Consider the following 20,794-nt stretch of genomic DNA (forward strand, 5'->3'; position numbering starts at 1 on the left):
GCACCGGCATCCGTTCCGTGGGTACATGCCTGAAGGGGCAACCGGGATACGGCTCAGGCGCGCGATAGCATCGAGCGCGCAAGCAGACCGTGCCGGAGCAGTCGGGCGACCACGCTCGAGCACCCGGTCAGGAGGGGCGGCCGATGCGGGCTACGGCACAGGCATCCCGGCATCTCGTGCCCACAACCTGGTGGGGCCGCGTTCAGTTGCGCGTCAACGAGTTCGCCGGTTCCAGCCCATCGCGGTTCGCGCTCGTGGTCTTCGCCTCGCTGGTGCTCGTGTTCACCGTGCTGTTCACACTGCCGATCTCCACAGCGGGCAGTTCGGGCACTCCGCTGGCCGACGCGTTCTTCACGGCGGTCTCGGTGATCTGTGTCACCGGGCTCTCCACCGTCGACATGGCAACGCACTGGTCGGCGTTCGGCAACGTGATCATCTACTTCGGCGTGCAGATCGGCGGCGTCGGCGTGCTCACGCTCGCCTCGATCCTGGGCATGGTGATCTCGCGCAAGCTCGGTCTGCGGGCCAAGCTCATCGCCGCCAGCGACAGCAACCCGCTGCGGGCGCACGCCGGCCCGGTGGCAGAGGGTCAGGCCATCCGGCTCGGCGAGGTCGGCAACCTGTTGCGCACGGTGGCGTTGAGCGCCGTGATCATCGAGTTCGTGGTGGCGGTCGTTCTGTTTCCACGGATGCTCGCCCACGGCTTCTCGCTCTACGACAGCGCGCTGAACTCGCTCTACTACTCCGCGATGGCCTTCACGAACACCGGCTTCACCCCGAACGAGGCCGGGCTCACGCCGTTCGCGGACGACTATGTGTTTCTGACCGCACTCATGGTCGGGGTGGTCGCCGGCGCGATCGGCTTTCCGGTGATCTTCGCGATCGCGCAGAACCTGCGCCGCAGGGTGAGACGGCGGTTCTGGACGATTCACGTCAAGCTCACGCTCGTCACGTTCGCTCTGCTCATGGCGGCGGGCTGGATCCTCTACTTCGCGCTCGAAGTCGGCAACCCGCAGACCCTCGGCCCTGGCGGAACGGGCGACGCCGCCTTCCAATCGCTGTTCATGTCGGTGATGGCCCGTTCCGGAGGCTTCTCTGTGGTCGACGTCGACCACCTGCACCACGCGACGCTGCTCGTGACCGACATGCTGATGTTCGTGGGCGGCGGGTCGGCGTCCACCGCGGGCGGCATCAAGGTGACGACCCTCGCCGTGCTGTTCCTGGCCGCACTGGCCGAGGCACGCGGCGTGGACTCCATGGAGGCGTTCCGGCGGCGCATCCCGACCGACGTGCTCCGCGTGGCGGTGAGCGTCGTGCTGTGGGGCGCCACGATCGTGGCCGTGGCCACGGTGACGGTGATGGCCATCACGAAGGACACCCTCGACCACGCGCTGTTCGACGTGATCAGCGCCTTCGCCACCTGCGGGCTCTCCACCGGTCTCACGCAGCACGCCCCGACGGGCGCCGTCTACGTGCTCGCGTTCACCATGTTCCTCGGGCGAGTGGGCACCGTGACGCTCGCCGCCGCTCTTGCGCAGTCGCAGCGCGGGCAGTACTACCAGCATCCGGAAGAGAGGCCCATCGTTGGGTGACCGCATCAGACACGACGCTCCCGTGCTCGTCATCGGCCTGGGCAGGTTCGGCGCCGCGACGGCCGGCCAGCTGGACCGGCTCGACCGCGAGGTGCTCGCCGTCGACACCGACCTCGGCCTGGTTCAGAAGTGGTCGGAGCGCATCACGCACACCGTGCAGGCCGATGCCCGCTCCATCGACGCCCTGCGCCAGATCGGCGCGCAGGACTTCTCGATCGCCGTCGTCGCGACGGGGTCGTCGGTGGAGGCATCCGTTCTGATCACCGCCAACCTCGTGGACCTCGGCATCCCGCAGATCTGGGCGAAGGCGATCTCGAAGTCGCACGGCACGATCCTGGAACGCATCGGCGCGAACCACGTCATCTACCCGGAGGCGGAGGCGGGCGAGCGCATCGCTCACCTGCTCGCCGGACGGATGCTCGACTTCATCGAGTTCGACGACGACTTCGTGCTGGTGAAGATGTACCCGCCGAAGGTGATCCGCGGCATCACGCTCGCGCAGTCGGAGGTGCGGCGCAAGTACGACATCACGGTCGTCGGCGTGAAGACGCCGGGCAAGCCGTTCACCTACGCGACCATGGACACCGTCGTCTCCGACCACGATCTCATCATCGTGTCGGGGGCGAGCTCCGACGTGGAGCGCTTCGCGGCCCTGGAATGAGGCGGTCAGCCGGCGGCGAGCTCCCGCGCGCGAACAAGCGCGGCATCCGTCGCGCGGTCGAAGACCGACTTCAGGTCGGCATCCTGCAGCACGGTGACGGCACGCTCGGTAGTGCCCTTCGGGCTCGTGACCTGGATGCGCAGCTGCTCCGGCGTCGCATCCGACGCGTCGAGCAGCGCGGCGGCACCGATGAACGTGCCGTTCACCAGTTCGGCTGCCTGCTCGGGTGAGAACCCCTTCGATACCGCCGTCGCCGTGAGCTGCTCGATGAGGAAGTACACGTAAGCCGGGCCCGAGCCGGAGATCGTGCTCAGGGCATCCAGCTGCGACTCGGGCACCTCGACGACGGTTCCCACGGTCTCGAACAGCTCGCGAACGAGCGCGATCTGCTCGGGCGTCGAACGGCTGCCTGCGCTCACTCCGGTGACGGCCTTGCCGACGATGGCCGGGGTGTTGGGCATGGACCGCACCACCGCGACGGATGCCGGCAGCAGCTCCTCGAAGCGCGTCACCGGGACTCCCGCTGCGACGCTGACGACGATCGCGTTCGGGTCGAGCGCATTGGCGATCCCGGCGAGCAGGTCTGGCACTATCGCGGGCTTGACCGCGACGAGAACGATGCCCGCTCCCGCGACGGCTTTGCGGTTGGCGTCGGGATCGTCGTCGGTGGCCAGCGACGTCACGCCCTGTCCGGTGAGGGATGCTGCCGAGCGCGCGCTCCTGTTGGTCACGACGATGCCGCCGTCGACGTGCACCCCGGGCTTCAGCAGCCCGCTCAGGATCGCCCTGCCCATCGACCCCGCACCCAGGATCGCGATCTTCGGCAGTTCCACAACGCTCTCGCTCACAACGCTCTCGGTCATGCGCCCCAGCGTAGGGCCGCGGCGTGCGCGACATGGATGACGCCGAACCACCCGCAAGTCGCCCAGCCACCCTCTAATTCACGCACCCTCTAATTCACGCAATTTTCCGGGTGGCCCGGCAGATTCAGAGTGGCTCACGGAAACGGGGTGCGACACGGGCCGCCCATAGGATGTTCCGCATGAGCGACGCGGATGGCGGGGCCGCCGGTCACGAGGGCAGCACCAGGGCGATCGTCGCGGCGCTGGCCGCCAACCTCGGCATCGCGCTGACCAAATTCATCGCGTGGATCTTCTCCGGCTCGTCGTCGATGCTGGCCGAGAGCGTGCACTCGCTTGCGGACTCGTGCAACCAGATCCTGCTGATGGTGGGCGGACGGCGCGCGAAGCGAAGCCCAGACCGCGAGCATCCGTTCGGTCACGGCCGGGAGCGGTACGTGTACGCGTTCGTCGTGTCGATCATCCTGTTCTCGGTCGGCGGCGTCTTCTCGGTGTACGAAGGCATCGAGAAGCTGCTGCACCCGCACCCGCTCGAGGTGTGGTGGCTGCCGCTGGCGGTGCTCGTGATCTCGATGGTTCTCGAGGGATTCTCGCTGCGTACGGGCATCCGCGAGTCGCGGCCGCACAAGGGCGCGGGATCGTGGGTGCGGTTCATCCGCCGGGCGAAGGCGCCGGAGCTGCCCGTGGTGCTCCTCGAAGACGTCGCTGCGCTCACCGGCCTCACGTTCGCGCTGCTCGGTGTCGGCCTCACGATCCTCACCGGCGACGGCGTCTGGGACGGCATCGGCACGATTTGCATCGGCGCCCTGCTGGTGGCCGTCGCCGTCGTGCTCGGCATCGAGACGAAGAGCCTGCTGGTGGGAGAGGGCGCGAGCGAGGCGGACGCCGCTGCCATCGAGCACGCGATCCTCTCCGGGGGCGAGACCGATCGCGTCATCCACCTGAAGACGCTGTACCTGGGGCCCGAGGAACTCCTGGTCGCCGCGAAGATCGCCCAGCCGGGAGGTCGGCGGCTCGAGGAGGTGGCGGCATCGATCGACGCGATCGAGGAGCGCATCCGGGATGCCGTACCGATCGCGGGAGTGATCTATATCGAACCGGACGTGCTGCGCAGCGACGATGCGACACTCTCCGGTGGTTGAGTCTCAGCCGCGACGGGTGGCGAAGAACTCGTCGAGGAGGGCGGCGCAGGCATCCGCCTCGACACCGCCGTACACCTCGACGCGATGGTTCAGCCGACGGTCGCGGAGCACGTCGTAGACACTGCCCGCGGCGCCCGCTTTCTCATCCCAGGCGCCGAAGACGACAGCGGGGATGCGGGCGGAGAGGATCGCACCCGCGCACATCACGCAGGGTTCGAGCGTGACGATGAGCGTGGCATCCGTGAGGTGCCAGTCGCCGGTGCGCTCGGATGCCCGGCGCAGCGCGAGGATCTCCGCGTGCGCCGTCGGGTCCTGCCGCGCCTCTCGCTCGTTGCGTCCCGTCCCGAGCACGCGTCCGTGCGCATCGAGCACGATCGCAGCGACCGGGACGTCGCCGGTGTCGAGGGCGAGGCGGGCGTCGGCGATGGCTCGGCGCATCCAGTCAACTCGATCGATGCCCGGCACCACGCTCCCGTCTCTCGACCGCGTCACCGCCACCTCAGGAGGATGTTCGCGGCTGGTCGATGACGACCCCTAGATTTGAGCCTATGCGAGTGCACGTTGCCGATCATCCCCTGGTCACCCACAAGCTGACCGTGCTGCGCAACCGCGAGACACCAGCGGTGACCTTCCGCGCACTCGTCGAAGAACTGGTGACGCTGCTCGCCTATGAGGCCACCCGCGGCGTCCGCGTCGCCCCGATCGAGATCGAGACGCCCGTCGCACGCACGACCGGCGTCACGCTCGCCGAACCGAAGCCCCTGGTCGTGCCCATCCTGCGTGCCGGCCTCGGCATGCTCGAGGGAATGGTCAAGCTCGTGCCGTCGGCCGAGGTCGGATTCCTCGGCATGGTGCGCAACGAGGAGACGCTGCAGCCGGCGACGTACGCCGAGCGGCTCCCCGACGACCTCTCCAACCGGCAGTGCTTCGTGCTCGACCCGATGCTCGCCACCGGTGGTTCGCTGAGCGCGGCGATCGAGTTCCTGTTCAAGCGCGGTGCAGTGGATGTCACGGCCATCTGCATCCTCGCCGCTCCGGAGGGCATCGCCGCCGTGGAGCGCCTCACCGAGGGCCGCGACGTGACACTCGTCGTCGGCGCCGTCGACGATCACCTGAACGAGCACGGCTACATCGTGCCGGGGCTCGGCGACGCCGGCGATCGGCTCTACGGACTGGTCTGAGTTGTTTGGTGCGCCGGTCCCCGCCCGGCGCACCGCGGTCGGCGCTCCGATATGGATGGTTTCGGCGGCGTACAAGCCGCCGCCTCGTAGAGCGTCCCATAGGTCCCGCAACCCCGTTCGCTTTGACAGGAGCGGTAGGCATCCGCTTTACTTGCACACATGACTGCACCCACGCGCACCCTGACCTCCTTCGAGGCCCTTGGGCACGCCGGCATGATGATGCCCGGCCGCGCTGCCGTCATGTGCTGTCGAATGTGTCGCTGATCCGACGACCTTTCGCCCCGCCGTCGCCGGCTGATCGAGCCGAAGCGCAGGCGTAGCCTGCCGCTGATCGACCCGATTTCGCAGCCCTTCGCGAGACATCCGTCTCTCATAGCGACGCTTCCCGGAAGCCCTCATCTCGCAGGAGCTTCCGCCCCGGCCGCCAGGCGGCCCAGCTCATCATCGAACCCGGTTCGAGAACCGCGCACCACGCGCAGTGACCGGGCTCACCCGCATCATCGCCTCGAGGACTTCACTCCCATGTCTCTTGCCACCGCCACCCCGCTGAACGACACGACCACTCTCGAGAGGCGGCCCGCTCCTGTGCGAAGGCCTGCCCCTCACACCGTCCCGTCGAGCATTCCGGCCGCCCCGGTCGCGCAGGCTCCGGCGAACGCAGCATCCGCTCCCGCTCGCACCGCGCATCCGCGCCGCGTGGAGGCCGGGGCACCGCAGCCGGTGCAGCCGCTCCCCGCACAGCAGCGCGCCGTGCCCGCGACCGCACCGGTGCAGGACGCGCCGGCGCCGGTGCGCATCCGTGCGGTGCCGAACGGAACCCGCGCCCGCGGCTTCGCCCTGTACGTCGGGTTCGACGAAGACAAGGCCGACGCCGCCGGTACGGATCTCGGCCACGTCGTGGAGGCCCTCAAACGCCTGGCGGGCGAGATCGCGCCCGGCTCGGAGACGTACGCCGCCGTCGCGCTCGCCCCGGAGGCCGCGGGCGGACGCGACATCGACGTGGTGCGCCTCGCGCTGCAAGACCCCGCAGCCGTCGCCCGCAACCGCCAGTCCGCGGATCCGGTGCAGGACCGTGTGACCGGCGTGGTCGTCGACATCTCGCGCAAGCGACTGCTCCTCGACAACGACGCGGTCGGCCTCACGTACAAGGAGTTCGAGCTCCTGCAGTATCTCGTGCTGCGCGAAGGTCGCACGATCGACCGGGCGGAGCTCATCTCCTCGCTCTGGCGGGCCGGCGAGGACGACGTGCCGAACGAGCGCACGATCGACGTGCACATCCGGCGACTGCGCTCCAAACTCGGACGATACGAAGACATCGTGCGCACGGTGCGCGGCGTCGGATACCGCTTCGACCGCCACGCGGACGTCACCATCCGCCACGCGGGAGCACCCTCCCCCGACCTGTTCTAGTCAATGAGCGTCGTCAGCTGAGCGTGAAGCCTCCGTCGGAGGTGAGCACCTGGCCGACCACCCAGCGGCCCTCCGATGAGGCGAGCCATCCGATCAGGCGTGCCATGTCATCCGGATGCCCGAACCTGCCGAACGGCATCGAGGCGAGCACGTCGGCGACGGTCTCGGGCGAGCGGTCGCTGGTGGCGGCGTCCAGATATCCGGTGTTCACCGGCCCGGGATTGACGGTGTTGAGCAGGATGCCTCGTGGCAGCAGCTCAGCGGCCACCGTCGGCGTCACCCCGGCGAGCGCCGCCTTGCTCGCCGCATAGGCCACCTCTCCGCGCATCGGTCCTGACTGCTGGCCCGACGTCATCCAGATGACCCGCGCGGTCGCGAACTCGTCGAGGGGCGCGTTCAGACCCTCCCTGTCGCCCGGTCGCGCGCCAGAGAGCGACGTTTCCCCCGTCTCGCCACCGAACTGCTCGGCGAAGTACCGCGTCAGCAGCAGCGTCGACCGGGTGTTGACGTCGTAGTGTCCCGACAGCTTCTTGGCCGTCATGTCGAAGATCGAGCCGTCGCCACCCGAGCGCGCGTGGTTGCAGACCAGGATGTCCAGGCGGCCGATCGCGGAGCGAGCCGCCTCGATGACGCGCTCGGGGGCATCCGCGTCGGACAGGTCCGCTGCGACGTCGCCGAAACGCGCGTCGGGTGCGAGCCGTTCGCGGATGTCCGCACGCACGGCATCCAGGTCGTCGCTGCCCCATGGCTGGCCGGCATCGTGTTCCGCGTGATGCTGCACGAAGACGCTCGCACCCAGTTCGGCCAGCCGACGGGCGATGCCGTACCCGATACCGCGGCGACGCGAGACGCCGGTCACGACGGCGGCGTGACCAGCCAGCGATGGACCCGGAACGGCATTGTCGGCCATGACGATCGAGCCTAATGCCGCATCGCGGCCCCGACAGGTTCTGAGCGGGCGGCGGAGGCGTAGCGTCGAGACCGGAGCCGCACGTGCGGCTGAATCGCCGAACGGGGGGGGCTATGGCGACGACGCAGGAGCAAGTTCGGGGCATCATCGACGGAAACCTCGACCGGCTCCGTGTGCCAGGCGTGCTGAGCGTGCGGCCGGGATTCCGGATGCGCGATGGCTGGATCACCGACGAGCGCGCGATCGTCGTGACTGTCGCAGCGGGAACGGACGCCGGGGCATCCGGACTCCCCGGAACACTCGATGGTGTACCGCTCGACGTGCGGGTCACGTCGCCGGCGAAGATCGCCCAGCTCGCCGGACTGACGGCGCACGGCTCGCATGCCGAGGTGCGCGAGCAGACAACGCCTGCGCCGGATCGTGGCGGCGTTCCGGTCTTCTCCGACGAACGCGTTCTCGCCGACGAGTCCGCGCTCAGGCATGCGCGTTCCCTCGAAACGACGGCGCTCGAGGATTCGGCGCTCGAGGGTGCGGCCGTCGAGGGTGCGGCCGTCGAGGGTGCGGCCGTCGAGGCGGCGAAGCCGGCCAAGGAGCAGCTCGCCTACACACCGCCACCCGGTGTGCCGCTCGCCCCCGTGAGTGGCGAGATCGAGCTCGAGCTGAGCGCGAGTCCGGATTCCGGCTGGCCGGTGCTCTCGGCCTTCCTGGCCGGTACACAGAAGACGCTGACTGTCGGGCTCTACGACTTCACGTCCGCCCACGTGCTCGAGAGGTTCGAGATGGCGGCGGCCGGCAAGCGCATCGTGTTCGTGCTCGACCATCCGGCGAAGAATCCGACGGCCGACCAGACCGACGATCAGACCGTCGCAGCTCTGAAGAAGTCACTCGGGGCCGCTTTCGAGCAGGCGTGGGCGCTGGAGCGTGCCGACCCGCACGCATCCGCCTGGATCTTCCCCTCCGCCTACCACATCAAGGTCGCGGTGCGGGATTCGAACACGGTCTGGCTCTCCAGCGGCAACTGGAACAACTCGAACCAGCCCGACATCGACCCTGTGCACAATCCGGCCGACGCTGCGGAGGCTCGGACCCGCGATCGCGACTGGCATGTCGTCATCCACCATGCCGGGCTGGCGAAGACGTTCGAGGCCTACCTCAAACACGATTACGCGATCGCGCAGCAACACCAGGCGCCGACGTCGGTCGCGCTCGAGACCGAACTCCTCATTCAGCCACTGGCCGAGACGCCACCGTTCGAGCATTTCACTGCGGCCGAGACGATCAGAGACCAGGTGACCATCACGCCGCTGCTCACACCCGATCGCGGTGTCTACGCGGATGCGGTGCGCGCGCTCATCGAGTCGGCATCCACCTCGCTGCACCTGCAGTTCCAGTACATCGAGCCGCCGTCTCATCCCTCGGACGCGTCCGCCGCGTTCTCCGCGCTGATCGACGCGGTGATCGCCAGGCAGAAGGCCGGTGTCGAGGTGCGCATCATCATGAGCGAGTACGAGAGCGCCGGATATCTGGAGCAGCTCCAGCAGCTCGGGCTCGACGTCGTACACGGCGTGAAGCTGCAGAACAACGTGCACAACAAGGGCATCGTCGTCGACGGCTCACGCACCCTGGTGAGCAGCCAGAACTGGTCGACGGCGGGAACGCTGGAGAACCGCGACGCGGGCGTGATCATCGACAGCGCCCGCGTCGCCACCTACTACGACGGCATCTTCCAGCACGACTGGGACCACCTCGCCACCCAGCACACGCGCGAGGACTAGCTGACCGGCAGCAGACCGCTCAGGGCTGCAGGATGATCTTGCCGCGCACCTCGCCGGCCTGTCCTGCACGGTGCGCCTCGGCGGCATCCTTCAACGGATACCTGGCCCCGATCTCCACCTGGAACGTGCCGTCGGCAAGTCCCGCCAGTGCGGCCTCGAGGCCCTCGGCGCGCAGCGCTTCCTCCTCGTCGGTCAGCGGAACCGGGCTGCCTCCCGACCACGCCTTGATGCCGAGCTCCGCAGCCTTGAAGCCGACGACGATGGTGCCGATGTGCGAGCGGTCGGAGACCAGGTCGAAGGATGTCTTCAGCGCCTCATCCGTTCCCGCCATGTCGAGCACGTAGTCAACACCGCGCGGCACGGCATCGCGCACCCGCTCCTCCAGGCCGTCGCCGTACTCGAGTGCGATGGCGCCGAGCTCACGGATGCGGTCCAGATTGCGCGCGCTCGCGGTGCCCACCACTGTCGCACCTCGCTGCTTCGCGAACTGGATGGCTGCCTGCCCGACCGCACCGGACGCGCCGTGGATGAGCAGCACGTCTCCGTCACCGACACCGAGCGACTTCAGCGCCTGATAGGCCGTACCGGCCGGGATCCCGAGCGCGGCGGCATCCTCGAACGACACGTTCGCCGGCTTGCGCACCAGCTTGCCGACGGATGCAACGAGCTCACTCGCATAGGCACCGTACGCGCCGCGCACCACGACCTCGTCGCCGACGGACCATCCTTCGACGCCCTCGCCGAGCTTCGCGATCACTCCGGCGACGTCACTGCCGAGGCGGCGCGGCTTCTCGATCGGGTCGGACGGACGGATGCCCTGCCGCAGTTTCCAGTCGATCGGGTTGACCCCGATGGCCCTCACGTCGATCAGCACCTTGCCCTCGCCGGGTGTCGGATCCGGGTACTCGGCCACCTCGAGAACCTCGGGACCGCCGAACCGCGTGTACTGGACCACCGTCTGCATCGAACCTCCTCGAATCGTCGTTCTCACGCTACTGCCGGTCGGCCGGCAGCGGAGCGGTGAGGTAGGCCTGTACGGTCGGGCCGATGTGGTCGACGATCCATTCGGGATCGGCGGATGCCAGCGGCTCCCAGCGGAGCACATAACGGGTGAGCGCGAGTCCGGTGATCTGGCTGGCGAGCAGCGCCGCCCGCACGTCGACCTCGTCGGGGTCGGACGAGAACCTTGCCGTCACCGGATGCACGGCCCGCTCGAGGATGAACAAGCGCACCTGGGCGGCGAGCGCCTTGTTGCGCGTGGCGCTGCGCAGCACCGCGCTGAGCACGGAGGCGTGCGCATCCCACACCCGAAGCAATGCCGTCAGCAGCTGACGCGCGGCATCTTCCGGACTGGCGTCCAGAACGGGCTGCACGACCTGCCGCGGATCGACCTGCAGCGCCGTGACGGCCTCGAAGAGCCCACCCTTCGAACCGAAGTAGTGGGCGATCATCGCTGGGTCGACGCCGGCACGCTGCGCGATCTCCCGGGTGGTCGCGCCGTCGACGCCTCGATCGGCGAAGACCTCGCGTGCGGCATCCAGGAGCTCCTGCCGCGTGGTCGACTTTCCTGGTCTACGCCCGCTCACGCGACCACTCCCTGCTGACGCGCCGCGGCGGCGGCGTGAGCCCTGCGCACCGTCTCGCGATCCAGCAGCACCATGGTCTCTTCGAGGGTAGCGGGAACCGGTTCGACACGAGCCTGCATTCCGCCCAGTACCCGCAGCACGCGGTGGCGGAGGGCATCCGCTCCCCCCGCGGCCGAGCCGGCGACCCTGATGCCACGGCCGCTGAGCATGATCGGAAGCCCCGAGCGGTCCAGCACGTCGAAGGCGCGCTGCCAGTCGTCGCAGGAGACGAGCACGGCGACGGCGCCGCGGGTGAGGTCGCCGACGGCGCCCGAGCCGACCATGCGCCCCTGGGAGAGCAGCGCGAGTCTGGTGCACTGCTCGGCCTCTTGCAGGTAGTGCGTCGTGACGACGACGGCGCGGCCGGACTCCGCCTGCTCGTGGATGACATCCCACAGCCGAGCACGGGCGAGCGGGTCGACGCCCGAGGTCGGCTCGTCCAGCACGAGCAGTTCCGGCTCGTGCGCGAGCGCGAGGAGGAACGCGAGCTGGCGTTGCCGGCCGAGTCCGATCTCGCCGACGACAGTGGAGCGCACGGCGTCGAGCGGCTCCGGGAGCTCCGGGCGCGGCACGTCGTAGACGCGGGAGAGGAACGCGACGTTCTCGCGCACGCTCAGCGTGGTGTAGAGCCCGAGCCCTTGTGGAACGTAACCGAGCCGACGGCGGGATGCGTTGCTCGGTGGAGCGCCGAACAGCGTCGAGTCGCCATCGTCCGCACGCTCGAGCCCCAGCAGGATGCGCAACAACGTGGTCTTGCCTGCACCGTTCGCACCGATGAGGCCGACGACCTCACCAGGCCGCACGTCGAGGCTGACGTCGTCGAGAGCGGTGGCGTGGCCGAAGCGCTTCGTGATGTGACGCGCGGATGCCGCTGGCTCGCTGGAGCTTGGAGTGGCGGCCAGGTCCGACTTCCGTCGTGATGGCGAGGGAGCCGATGCAGCGCGCGGGGTGGACGCGAGGGTCAGGGCGATCAGGGCGTCCTCGAAGTCGGGGGGTGGGATCGGCGTGACCGTGGCATCCGTCTCCGCGAGCGGGTGTGCAAAATGTGCAATTTGCGTATTTTGCACACCCCCTCGCGGCGGAATCCACACATGACGCTCGGTACCACGACGCCAGACGCGGTCCGCGAGCGCGGCGGACACGACACCTGTGTGGTCGAGTCGAGCGACCGCGCCGGGGACCGCCGCGATGATCTCGTCCGGGGTTCCGGAGGCGAGCATCCGTCCGGCGTCCAGGGCGAGCACAGACGCCGCCCGCTGCGCCTCGTCGAGATACGTCGTCGCCATGACGACGGTGGTCGGTCGGCCGTCAGCGGTGGTGCTGCGCGCGGTAGCGCTGATCAGGCGCCACAGTTCCACTCGGCTGACCGGGTCGACGCCGGTGCTCGGTTCGTCGAGGAGCACCAGCTCGGGCTCGTGCAGGATCGCCAGCACGAAGCCGAGCTTCTGCCGCATGCCGCCGGAGAGTGCGTGCCCCGGCCGATGCCGGGCCTCGGCGAGACCGGCGCGTTCCAGAAGCTCGTCAGAGCGGCTCCGGATGCTCGCGGCAGGCATCCGGTGCGACCTGCCGACGAACTCGAGGTTCTCCTCCACGGTCAGTGTCGGCCACACGCCGGAGGTCGCCGGCTGGTATCCGAAGCGCGTGCGGTCAACGGTGCGAATGCTGCCGGCATCCGCACGCACGCGATCCGCCAGCACCCGCAGCAGCGTGGACTTGCCCGCGCCGTCACCACCGACGATCGCGGTGACCTCGCCGGGAAGCGCTCGAAGCGACACCTCGTCGAGCGCAGTGACGTGACCGAACCGCACGGTGAGGCCGGTGACTCCGAACGAGCCGTCGGCGGGCATCAGGCGACCTCGGTGGCGGGCCGCTGTGCGGCATCCGCATGCTCGGGATGCCTGCGTTGTTTGACCGGGGAGATGCTGCGGCTCAGGCGCACCACCGCGAGCCCGAAGATGACGACGGCCATGACGGCGAGGATGACGAGCGGGAACCAGAGCGAATCCCAGCTCGCACCGCGGATCATGACCCCTTGCGAGATCATCGTGAACCAGGTGAGCGGGAGGAAGTAGCCGATCCAGCGCACGCCGGCCGCCATCGCCGACAGCGGGAAGATCATGCCGGAGAGAAGGATCTGCGGCAGCAGCACCATGAACGCGAGCTGGATCGCCTGGCCCGTCGTGCGCGAAACCGAGGAGATCAGCACGCCGAGCCCCAGCACGACGAAGAGGAACAGCGCCGCGCCGACGATGAAGATCAGCGGGTTCCCGTTGAACGGAACCCCGAAGAGCAGCAGGCCGAGCACGGTGATCAGAGCCATGTCGAAGCACGCCAGCAGGAAGTACGGCGTGATCTTGCCGAGCACGACGGCACCCGCACGCAGCGGCATGACGGTGAGCTGTTCGAGCGTTCCCGCCTCGCGTTCTCGCACCAGTCCGATCGAGGTGATGATCGTGCCGATGAACGTGAGGATGAGCCCGATGATCGCCGGGATCATCACCCACGACGTCTTGAGGTCGGGGTTGAACAGAGTGGTGACCGCCAGCTGCAACGGCTGCTGACTCTGCGTGAGCTGCTGCTGCACCTGGGCGAAGATCGTCTTCGCAGACTGCGCGGCGAACAGGTTGGAACCGTCGATGTAGACGTGGGCGTTCACGCCGCCCGGAGCGGGCGCCCCGGATGCCTGCACCCCATAGATCGCGACATCCGCCCGGTCGTTGCGCAGCTCCTCACGGGCATCCGATTTCGTGCCGTTCGAGTCTGTCGTCACCACGTCGAGGTGGTCCTTCAGCTGCGAGTTGTCGTCGATGAGCTTCGTGACCGTCTTCGCCTCGCTGCCGTACACGGCCACCGAGAGGTGATCGACGGTGAAGTTCGCCGCGTACCCGAAGATCACGAGAAGCAGCAGCGGCATCACGATGAGGAGCGCGAGTGTGCGCCGATCTCGACGCAGCTCCTGGAACTCCTTGAGCACGATCGCGCGCATGGTGTCCTCCTCGTTGCCCGATGAGGCCATAATTCATCGCGTGGTGAATTGTGTCAAGCCGGCGCCGCGATTGAGGAACGACACAGGGATGACGAGAGCCGGCTGCGCTCCGATAGGTTCATCGCATGAGTGTGGTGCTGTGCGTGACGTTGTGGCCGAATCCCGGGCAGGCGGATGCCCTCGTCGAGTACGAGGACTCGGTTCTGGCGCTGCTGCCCGAGCACAGCGGGCGGGTCGTGGCCCGCGTTCGTGTCGGCGACGGCGCGGAGGCGGAAGGCGGCGACGTCGCGTCGGCTGACGGGCATCCGTTCGAGACGCAGATCATCGAGTTCACCGAAGATGCCGGCCTGGATTCCTACATGCGCGACCCGCGGCGCACCGCGGCTTCCGACGTGCGCGACCGTGCGATCGCGCGCACGGAGATTCAGCGCGTCACGCTCGTCTGACGGGCCTTTTGCGACCCTTTTGCGAACTCATCACAAGTTCACAAGAAAAATAACGTTCCGATAACTAGCGCCCCGTTACCTGTTCGTTATATAGTTCAAGAGCACCGGCTGTTTGCTGTGGCGGTCGGTGTGGAATGTGATTGCAGGACACTCTTGGTGCAAGGGAGAGGGCCGGTCGTAAGCCTCTACGACCGGCCCTCGTTCTGTCTGAAGCCGGCGTCCCGATCAGCTGCCGTAGTGGCCGTTCGTCAGGAGCGTGACGACGAAACCGGCGGCACCGAGCACCGCGAGGCCGAAGGCGATCCAGACCCAGGCTCCGGATGCGCCGGTGCGGGCGGGGTACGTGGGGTGACGGTCTTCCATGGGTCCAGATTAACCGGGCCGCCGATTCAGGGCTGCACCTTGACCCGGCGCCGTGCTCTCGTCAGTGGTCCGCCGTACTCTGGAACGCGAGGTCGTCGAGGTGCGAGGAGGCGACGCGTGGCCAAGAAGTCCGCGATCAGTGCGTGGGAGTCGTTGTTCCGCGCTCAGGTGACAGTGATGCGCGCGCTCACGGCGGAGTTCCCGCGCGACGCAGACCTCAGCCTCACCGAGTACGACGTGCTGCACACCATCTCGAAGCAGGAGAACCGCAGCATCCGCATGCGCGATCTGCGCACGCAGGTGCTGCTCACCCAGCCCAGCGTCAGCCGGCTCGTCGACCGTCTCATCGAGCGGGGGCTGCTCTCGAAGTGCCCCGAACCGGATGACGGCCGCGGTGCGATCGTCCGCCTTTCGGATGCCGGCTACGACCTGTACCGGCACTGCGCGGTGCAACACGGCCGGTCGATCATCGAGCACGTCGGCAGTGCGCTCTCGCCGGAGGAGCTCGAGCAGCTCGAGGCGCTGTGCGAGAAGCTGCGCAGCGGCGTCGACGGTGCCGCGCCGGTAACGTAGCCGCCATGCAGCAACGTCCCATCGGAAATCGCACCGTCAGCGCCATCGGACTCGGCGGTATGCCGATGTCGATCGAGGGGCGCCCCGACGAGAAGCGATCGATCGCCGCGATCCACGCCGCTCTCGACGCCGGCGTCACGCTGATCGACACGGCGAACGCGTACCACATCCACGCCGACGAAGTGGGTCACAACGAGGCGCTCATCGCCAGGGCGCTGCGCGAGTACGACGGCGACGCATCCGGTGTACTGGTTGCCACCAAGGGCGGGCACCTGCGCCCGGGCGACGGCAGTTGGACGGTCAACGGAAACCCTGACTACATCCGTGGTGCCGCCGAGGATTCACGCCGTCGCCTCGGCGTCGAGCGAATCGGCCTGTACCAGTTCCACCGTCCCGACCCCGCCGTTCCCTACGCGGAGTCGGTGACCGCTCTGCGCGACCTCCTCGACGACGGTGTCATCGAGATGGCCGGCATCTCGAACGCCACCGTGGAGCAGATCGACATCGCCCAGGACGTGCTCGAGGGCCGCCTGGTCTCTGTGCAGAATCAGTACTCGCCGAGGTTCCGCTCGAGTCAGCCGGAACTCGACTACTGCATGGAGCTCGGGATCGCGTTCCTGCCGTGGAGTCCGTTGGGCGGCATCGGACGCAACGGTGCAGGCGAAGGATTCGAGGCGTTCCAAGACGTCGCGGATGCTCGTGGCGTCAGCCCGCAGGTCATCACGCTCGCGTGGGAACTCGCCAAAGGGCCCAGGGCGATCCCGATCCCCGGGTCGTCGCGGCCGGAGAGCATCCTCGACTCGGTCACGGCGGCAGATGTGGAGCTGACCCAGGAGGAACTCGACCGTCTCGGGTAGCGCGCGGCGCAGCGCTCACCGAGTGCGGTAACGGCCTGCGGCGGCCACCAGGCCGGCGAAGAGTCCGCGGTCGTCCTGCTGCTCCGGATGCCACTGAACGGCCACCGCGAACCTCTCCCCCGCCGCCTCCATGGCCTGGAGCACACCGTCGTCGTCGCGTGCTGCCGCGACGAATCCCGGATGCTGCGCCACGGCCTGGTGGTGATGGCTGGCTACGCTGAAGCGGCCGGGGAGCAGAGCGGCGAGCCGGCAGGAGGCATCCACGTGCACCTCGGTGTCGGCGTAGGTGCCGTCTGTGGCGGCGTGACGGGCGTGCCCGATGGCATCCGGAAGGTGCTGGATCAGCGAGCCGCCCGCGTGCACGGCCATCACCTGCATGCCTCGGCAGATGCCGAGGACGGGCAGGCCGATCCGGTCGGCGGCGTCGAGCAGCAGCAGTTCGCTGGTGTCGCGAGAGTCGACCCAGCCCGTCACGTGCGGATCCGGTTCGGCGCCGTACGCCGCCGGGTTCATGTCCTCGCCACCGGCGATGATCAGGCCGTCGAGGGCGGCGATCGTCGCGTCTGCGGCATCCTGTGTGGCGAGCAGCGGTATCAGTAGCGGCACACCGCCGGCACCGGTCACCGACTGCGCGTATGCCGCCGGGAGCAGGTCGCACTCCACGTCGCTCCACGTTCCCCACGTCGCCGGGCGATGGTACGTGGTGATGCCGATCACGGGCATCCGTGCCGCCCCGCTCACTCGAAGTCGCTCTCCAGCGGCGTCACGTAGGCATGGCTCAGGCCGCCGTCGACGAGGAACTCGGTGGCGGTGATGAAGCTCGACTCGTCGCTGGCAAGGAACGCCACGGCGTTCGCGATCTCCTCCGGCTCGGCGAACCGGCCCATCGGGATGTGCACGAGGCGCCGCGCGGCCCGCTCCGGGTCCTTCGCGAACAGCTCCTGGAGCAGCGGCGTGTTCACGGGCCCAGGGCAGAGCGCGTTGACCCGGATGCCCTTGCCCGCGAACTGCACGCCGAGCTCGCGCGTCATGGCGAGCACGCCGCCCTTCGACGCCGTGTACGAGATCTGCGAGGTCGCCGCGCCCATGACCGCGACGAAGGATGCCGTATTGATGATCGACCCGCCGCCCTGCTCGAGCATGTACGGCAGCACTGCCTTGCAGCACAGATAGACGCTCGTGAGGTTGACCCGCTGCACGCGGTCCCAGGCCTCGATGCCGGTCTTCAGGATGGAGTCGTCGTCGGCGGGCGAGATGCCCGCGTTGTTGAAGGCGACGTCGATGCGCCCGTAGCGCTCCCTGGCGTGTGCGAACAGCGCGTTCACGTCGTCCGCATTCGTCACGTCGGCGTGCACGAACGAGCCGTCCAGCTCGGAGGCGATGCCCGTTCCGCGCTCATCGAGGTCGCCGATCACGACCGTCGCCCCCTCCGCGTGGAACTTGCGGGCGGTCGCGAGGCCGATGCCGGAGCATCCGCCGGTGATCACGCCCACCTTGCCGTCGAGTTTGCCTGTCATCCGACTATTCCTTTGCTGCTGTGTCTGGTCGAGTTCGGCGAGCTCACGTCGCGATGAACACGTTCTTCACGTCGCTGAACGCATCCGGCGCATCCGGTCCGAGCTCACGGCCGAGGCCGGACTGCTTGAAGCCGCCGAACGGCGTCCAATACCGGACGGACGAGTGCGAGTTCACCGAGAGGTTGCCGCTCTCCACCCCGCGTGCAACGCGCAGGGCACGGCCGACGTCGCGCGTGAAGATGGAGCCGCTCAGGCCGAAGTCGCTGTCGTTCGCCTTATCGATCGCATCCGCTTCGTCGTCGAACGGCACCACGGCCACAACCGGGCCGAACACCTCCTCGCGCCAGACGGAATCGGATGCCCCGCGCGGGATGACCACGGTCGGCGGGCACCAGAATCCCTCAGTGCCGGCCGGCGCCGATCCTGTGAAGGCGACGTCGGCCGCATCCAGGTACCCGCGCACGGTCTCCAGCTGACCGGACGAGATGAGCGGACCCATCTGCGCGTCATCCTGGGCCGGATCGACCACCCGGAAGTCACGTACTGCGGGCTCGAGCAGCTCCATGAACCGGTCGTAGACACTGCGCTCGACCAGGATGCGCGAGCGCGCGCAGCAGTCCTGCCCCGCGTTGTCGAACACGCCGCCCGGTGCGGCCGCAGCGGCCTGTTCGAGGTCGGCATCGGCGAACACGATGTTGGCGCTCTTGCCGCCGAGCTCCAGCGTGACGCGCTTCACCTGGTCGGCGCAGCCGCGCATGATGCGCTTGCCCACCTCGGTCGACCCGGTGAAGCACACCTTGCGCACGAGCGGATGCGTGACGAAGCGCTCGCCGACCACGGATCCTCGACCGGGCAGCACCGTGAACACGCCCTCAGGGATGCCCGCCTCCAGCGCCAGCTCGCCGAGCCGCATCGCCGTGAGCGGTGTCAGTTCCGCGGGCTTGAGCACCACCGTGTTTCCCGCGGCGAGCGCGGGTGCGAAGCCCCAGCCGGCGATCGGCATCGGGAAGTTCCAGGGAACGATGATCCCCACGACGCCGAGAGGCTCGTGGAACGTGACGTCCAGGCCGCCGTCGACCGGGATCTGTCGTCCGAAGTGCCGCTCCGGCGCCGCGGAGTAGTAGTTCAGCACATCGCGCACGTTGCCGGCCTCCCAGCGCGCGTTGCCGATCGTGTGCCCGGAGTTCAGCACCTCCAGCGCCGCCAGCTCCTCGAGGTGGGCGTCGACCGTCGCGGCGAACGCCCGCAGCAGACGGGCCCTCTCGCCCGGAGCGACTCGGCGCCAGGAGGCGAACGCGTCGTGGGCGCGCCGGATGACGGCATCCGTCTCGTCGATCCCGGCGAGCGACAGCTCGAGGAACGGCCGTCCGTTCGACGGGTCGACCAGGGTCGTGCTGCCACCGCCCGAGTACGGCGAGGACGGCAGCCCGGATGCCGGCGCTTCGTGGTGCATGTCGGTGAGGGTCATCGGTCAGAGTCTCTCGAAGCCGCGGCGCAGCTCCCAATCGGTGACGGCCGCGTCGAACGCGGCCAGCTCGACGTCGGCGTAGTGCAGGTAGTGGTCGACCACGTCGTCGCCGAACGCCTCGCGGGCGATGCGCGACCCGGCGAGAGCCTCACGAGCGTCGCGCAGCGTGCCCGGCACGTGCGGGGCATCCGTCGTGTAGGCGTTGCCCGTCGTCTCCGGTTCCAGCTCCAGCTCGTGCTCGATGCCGTACAGGCCGCCGGCGAGCATGGCGGCCAGCGCGAGGTACGGGTTCACATCTCCACCGGGCAGGCGGTTCTCGACGCGGGCGCCCGAGCCGCGGCCGACGAGTCGTAGCGCGCAGGTGCGGTTGTCGAGTCCCCAGGCAACCGCCGTGGGGGCGAACGAGCCCTCCGCGAACCGTTTGTACGAGTTGATGTTCGGCGCGTAGAACAGCGTGAACTCCCGCATCGTCGCGAGCACACCCGCGATGAAGTGGTCGTAGAGCGGAGTGCGGCCGCCTCGTCCCTCATCGGCGGACGCGTCCCAGAACACGAGGTCGCCGTCCAGCCCACGCAGCGACAGGTGCAGATGACATGAGTTGCCCTCGCGCTCGTTCGGCTTGGCCATGAACGTGATGGACTTGCCGGCCTGCGCGGCGATCTGCTTGGCGGCCAGCTTGTACACCGAGTGGTTGTCGGCCGTGGCCACCACCTCGTCGTAGAGGAACGCGATCTCGTGCTGGCCGAGGTTGCACTCGCCCTTCGCCGACTCGGGGTTGAGGCCGGCCTCGTACATGGCATTGCGGATGCTCCGCAGCAGCGGCTCCACCCGACTGGATCCGAGCAGCGAGTAGTCCACGTTGTACTGGTTCGCCGGCGTCAGGCCGCGGTAGCCGCGGTCGAACGCGTCCTCATAGCTGTTCTCGTAGACGACGAACTCCAGCTCGGTGCCGGCGAGGGCCCTCCAGCCGTGTTCGGCCGCGCGCGCCACCTGACGCTTGAGGATGGAACGCGGTGACACGCGGGCATCCTCGCCATCCATCCACGTCAGGTCGCACTGCACGAGCGCGGTCTTCTCCAGGTGAGGCATGCGGCGGATGGTTCCCCAGTCGGGGACGAACACCATGTCGCCATATCCCTGCTCCCACGACGAGACGGCGTAGCCGTCCACCGTGTTCATGTCGACGTCGACGGCGAGCAGATAGTTGCATCCCTCCGTGCCGTGCTCGACGACGGTGTCGAGAAAGAACCGGCCGTGCAGCAGCTTGCCCTGCAGCCTGCCCTGCATGTCGGTGAATCCGAGGATGACGGTGTCGATATCGCCGGCGTCGATCGCCTCGCGCAGCGTGTCGAGCGTGAGCATCCGTTCGTTGCGCGGATGCCTCAGCGCGGCACCCGTGCCGACGCTCGCGGCACCGTCTGTCAGCGT

Annotated in this window: 21 protein-coding genes; 9 read left to right on the forward strand and 12 right to left on the reverse strand. The window is 68.4% G+C overall.

The window, feature by feature from the left end; all coding sequences use genetic code 11:
* Positions 1–143 precede the first annotated feature (143 nt).
* Both ACYVII_RS16830 and ACYVII_RS16835 read left to right on the forward strand, forming a co-directional pair.
* Positions 144–1,592: a TrkH family potassium uptake protein gene (locus tag ACYVII_RS16830; protein WP_460537226.1), complete on the forward strand. Its 1,449-nt coding sequence runs from the start codon at positions 144–146 to the stop codon at positions 1,590–1,592.
* Positions 1,585–2,253, forward strand: coding sequence for a potassium channel family protein (locus ACYVII_RS16835; protein WP_460537229.1), 669 nt, complete (start codon positions 1,585–1,587; stop codon positions 2,251–2,253). Before ACYVII_RS16830 ends, ACYVII_RS16835 begins: the two co-directional genes overlap by 8 nt.
* A gap of 5 nt (positions 2,254–2,258) precedes the next feature.
* Here ACYVII_RS16835 and proC read toward each other — a convergent pair whose 3' ends face one another.
* Positions 2,259–3,116, reverse strand: a complete 858-nt coding sequence (proC, locus tag ACYVII_RS16840; protein ID WP_460537231.1) for a pyrroline-5-carboxylate reductase family protein — start codon at positions 3,114–3,116, stop codon at positions 2,259–2,261.
* 179 nt (positions 3,117–3,295) lie between these two features.
* On the opposite strand from proC, the gene ACYVII_RS16845 reads away from it, so the two are divergent.
* Entirely contained in the window at positions 3,296–4,255 is a 960-nt protein-coding gene (locus ACYVII_RS16845) for a cation diffusion facilitator family transporter (RefSeq protein ID WP_460537234.1), read from the forward strand.
* A gap of 3 nt (positions 4,256–4,258) precedes the next feature.
* On the opposite strand, the gene tadA is transcribed toward ACYVII_RS16845, so the two are convergent.
* Positions 4,259–4,693: a nucleoside deaminase gene (tadA, locus tag ACYVII_RS16850; RefSeq protein ID WP_460537236.1), complete on the reverse strand. Its 435-nt coding sequence runs from the start codon at positions 4,691–4,693 to the stop codon at positions 4,259–4,261.
* A gap of 110 nt (positions 4,694–4,803) precedes the next feature.
* Here tadA and upp point away from each other — a divergent pair, with 110 nt between their 5' ends.
* Together upp and ACYVII_RS16860 are read left to right on the forward strand one after the other, a co-directional pair.
* The gene (gene upp / locus ACYVII_RS16855; protein ID WP_460537238.1) at positions 4,804–5,436 is read left to right on the forward strand and encodes a uracil phosphoribosyltransferase; all 633 of its coding nucleotides are present in this window, start codon (positions 4,804–4,806) and stop codon (positions 5,434–5,436) included.
* Between the two features lie 621 nt (positions 5,437–6,057).
* Positions 6,058–6,846: a winged helix-turn-helix domain-containing protein gene (locus tag ACYVII_RS16860; protein ID WP_460537302.1), complete on the forward strand. Its 789-nt coding sequence runs from the start codon at positions 6,058–6,060 to the stop codon at positions 6,844–6,846.
* Between the two features lie 13 nt (positions 6,847–6,859).
* Here the strand turns inward: ACYVII_RS16860 and ACYVII_RS16865 are convergent, their stop codons facing one another.
* On the reverse strand, positions 6,860–7,756 hold the full coding sequence (locus tag ACYVII_RS16865; RefSeq protein ID WP_460537241.1) for an SDR family oxidoreductase: 897 nt from the start codon (positions 7,754–7,756) through the stop codon (positions 6,860–6,862).
* Between the two features lie 113 nt (positions 7,757–7,869).
* Here ACYVII_RS16865 and ACYVII_RS16870 point away from each other — a divergent pair, with 113 nt between their 5' ends.
* Positions 7,870–9,531, forward strand: a complete 1,662-nt coding sequence (locus tag ACYVII_RS16870) for a phospholipase D-like domain-containing protein (protein WP_460537243.1) — start codon at positions 7,870–7,872, stop codon at positions 9,529–9,531.
* Between the two features lie 19 nt (positions 9,532–9,550).
* On the opposite strand, the gene ACYVII_RS16875 is transcribed toward ACYVII_RS16870, so the two are convergent.
* The 4 genes from ACYVII_RS16875 to ACYVII_RS16890 are packed head-to-tail and all read right to left on the reverse strand — an operon-like array spanning position 9,551 to position 14,142.
* Positions 9,551–10,495 (reverse strand): quinone oxidoreductase family protein, encoded by a 945-nt coding sequence (locus ACYVII_RS16875; RefSeq protein ID WP_460537245.1) that lies wholly within the window; start codon positions 10,493–10,495, stop codon positions 9,551–9,553.
* 28 nt (positions 10,496–10,523) lie between these two features.
* The gene (locus ACYVII_RS16880) at positions 10,524–11,117 is read right to left on the reverse strand and encodes a TetR/AcrR family transcriptional regulator (protein WP_460537247.1); all 594 of its coding nucleotides are present in this window, start codon (positions 11,115–11,117) and stop codon (positions 10,524–10,526) included.
* Positions 11,114–13,003, reverse strand: a complete 1,890-nt coding sequence (locus tag ACYVII_RS16885; protein ID WP_460537250.1) for an ATP-binding cassette domain-containing protein — start codon at positions 13,001–13,003, stop codon at positions 11,114–11,116. Before ACYVII_RS16885 ends, ACYVII_RS16880 begins: the two co-directional genes overlap by 4 nt.
* The gene (locus tag ACYVII_RS16890; RefSeq protein ID WP_460537252.1) at positions 13,003–14,142 is read right to left on the reverse strand and encodes an ABC transporter permease; all 1,140 of its coding nucleotides are present in this window, start codon (positions 14,140–14,142) and stop codon (positions 13,003–13,005) included. Before ACYVII_RS16890 ends, ACYVII_RS16885 begins: the two co-directional genes overlap by 1 nt.
* A 125-nt stretch (positions 14,143–14,267) precedes the next feature.
* Here ACYVII_RS16890 and ACYVII_RS16895 point away from each other — a divergent pair, with 125 nt between their 5' ends.
* Positions 14,268–14,588 carry a hypothetical protein gene (locus ACYVII_RS16895; protein ID WP_460537255.1) on the forward strand — a complete coding sequence of 107 codons (321 nt, stop codon included), beginning with the start codon at positions 14,268–14,270 and terminating at the stop codon, positions 14,586–14,588.
* A gap of 225 nt (positions 14,589–14,813) precedes the next feature.
* On the opposite strand, the gene ACYVII_RS16900 is transcribed toward ACYVII_RS16895, so the two are convergent.
* Entirely contained in the window at positions 14,814–14,951 is a 138-nt protein-coding gene (locus ACYVII_RS16900; RefSeq protein WP_460537257.1) for a hypothetical protein, read from the reverse strand.
* 117 nt (positions 14,952–15,068) lie between these two features.
* Between ACYVII_RS16900 and ACYVII_RS16905 the strand changes: the two genes are divergently transcribed.
* Both ACYVII_RS16905 and ACYVII_RS16910 read left to right on the forward strand, forming a co-directional pair.
* Entirely contained in the window at positions 15,069–15,524 is a 456-nt protein-coding gene (locus ACYVII_RS16905; RefSeq protein WP_460537259.1) for a MarR family winged helix-turn-helix transcriptional regulator, read from the forward strand.
* Positions 15,525–15,529: 5 nt separating this feature from the next.
* Complete coding sequence (locus ACYVII_RS16910) at positions 15,530–16,381, forward strand: aldo/keto reductase (RefSeq protein ID WP_460537261.1); 852 nt, start codon at positions 15,530–15,532, stop codon at positions 16,379–16,381.
* Positions 16,382–16,396: 15 nt separating this feature from the next.
* On the opposite strand, the gene ACYVII_RS16915 is transcribed toward ACYVII_RS16910, so the two are convergent.
* From ACYVII_RS16915 to ACYVII_RS16930, 4 genes are read right to left on the reverse strand one after another with little or no spacing between them, the layout of a single operon-like run.
* Positions 16,397–17,122, reverse strand: a complete 726-nt coding sequence (locus ACYVII_RS16915; RefSeq protein ID WP_460537263.1) for a gamma-glutamyl-gamma-aminobutyrate hydrolase family protein — start codon at positions 17,120–17,122, stop codon at positions 16,397–16,399.
* Positions 17,119–17,898: an SDR family oxidoreductase gene (locus ACYVII_RS16920; protein ID WP_460537264.1), complete on the reverse strand. Its 780-nt coding sequence runs from the start codon at positions 17,896–17,898 to the stop codon at positions 17,119–17,121. Before ACYVII_RS16920 ends, ACYVII_RS16915 begins: the two co-directional genes overlap by 4 nt.
* Positions 17,899–17,941: 43 nt before the next feature.
* Entirely contained in the window at positions 17,942–19,366 is a 1,425-nt protein-coding gene (locus ACYVII_RS16925; RefSeq protein WP_460537266.1) for an aldehyde dehydrogenase family protein, read from the reverse strand.
* Between the two features lie 3 nt (positions 19,367–19,369).
* Positions 19,370–20,728 (reverse strand): glutamine synthetase family protein, encoded by a 1,359-nt coding sequence (locus ACYVII_RS16930; RefSeq protein ID WP_460537304.1) that lies wholly within the window; start codon positions 20,726–20,728, stop codon positions 19,370–19,372.
* Between the last annotated feature and the right edge of the window lie 66 nt (positions 20,729–20,794).

Source organism: Humibacter ginsengiterrae (genome assembly GCF_054780115.1).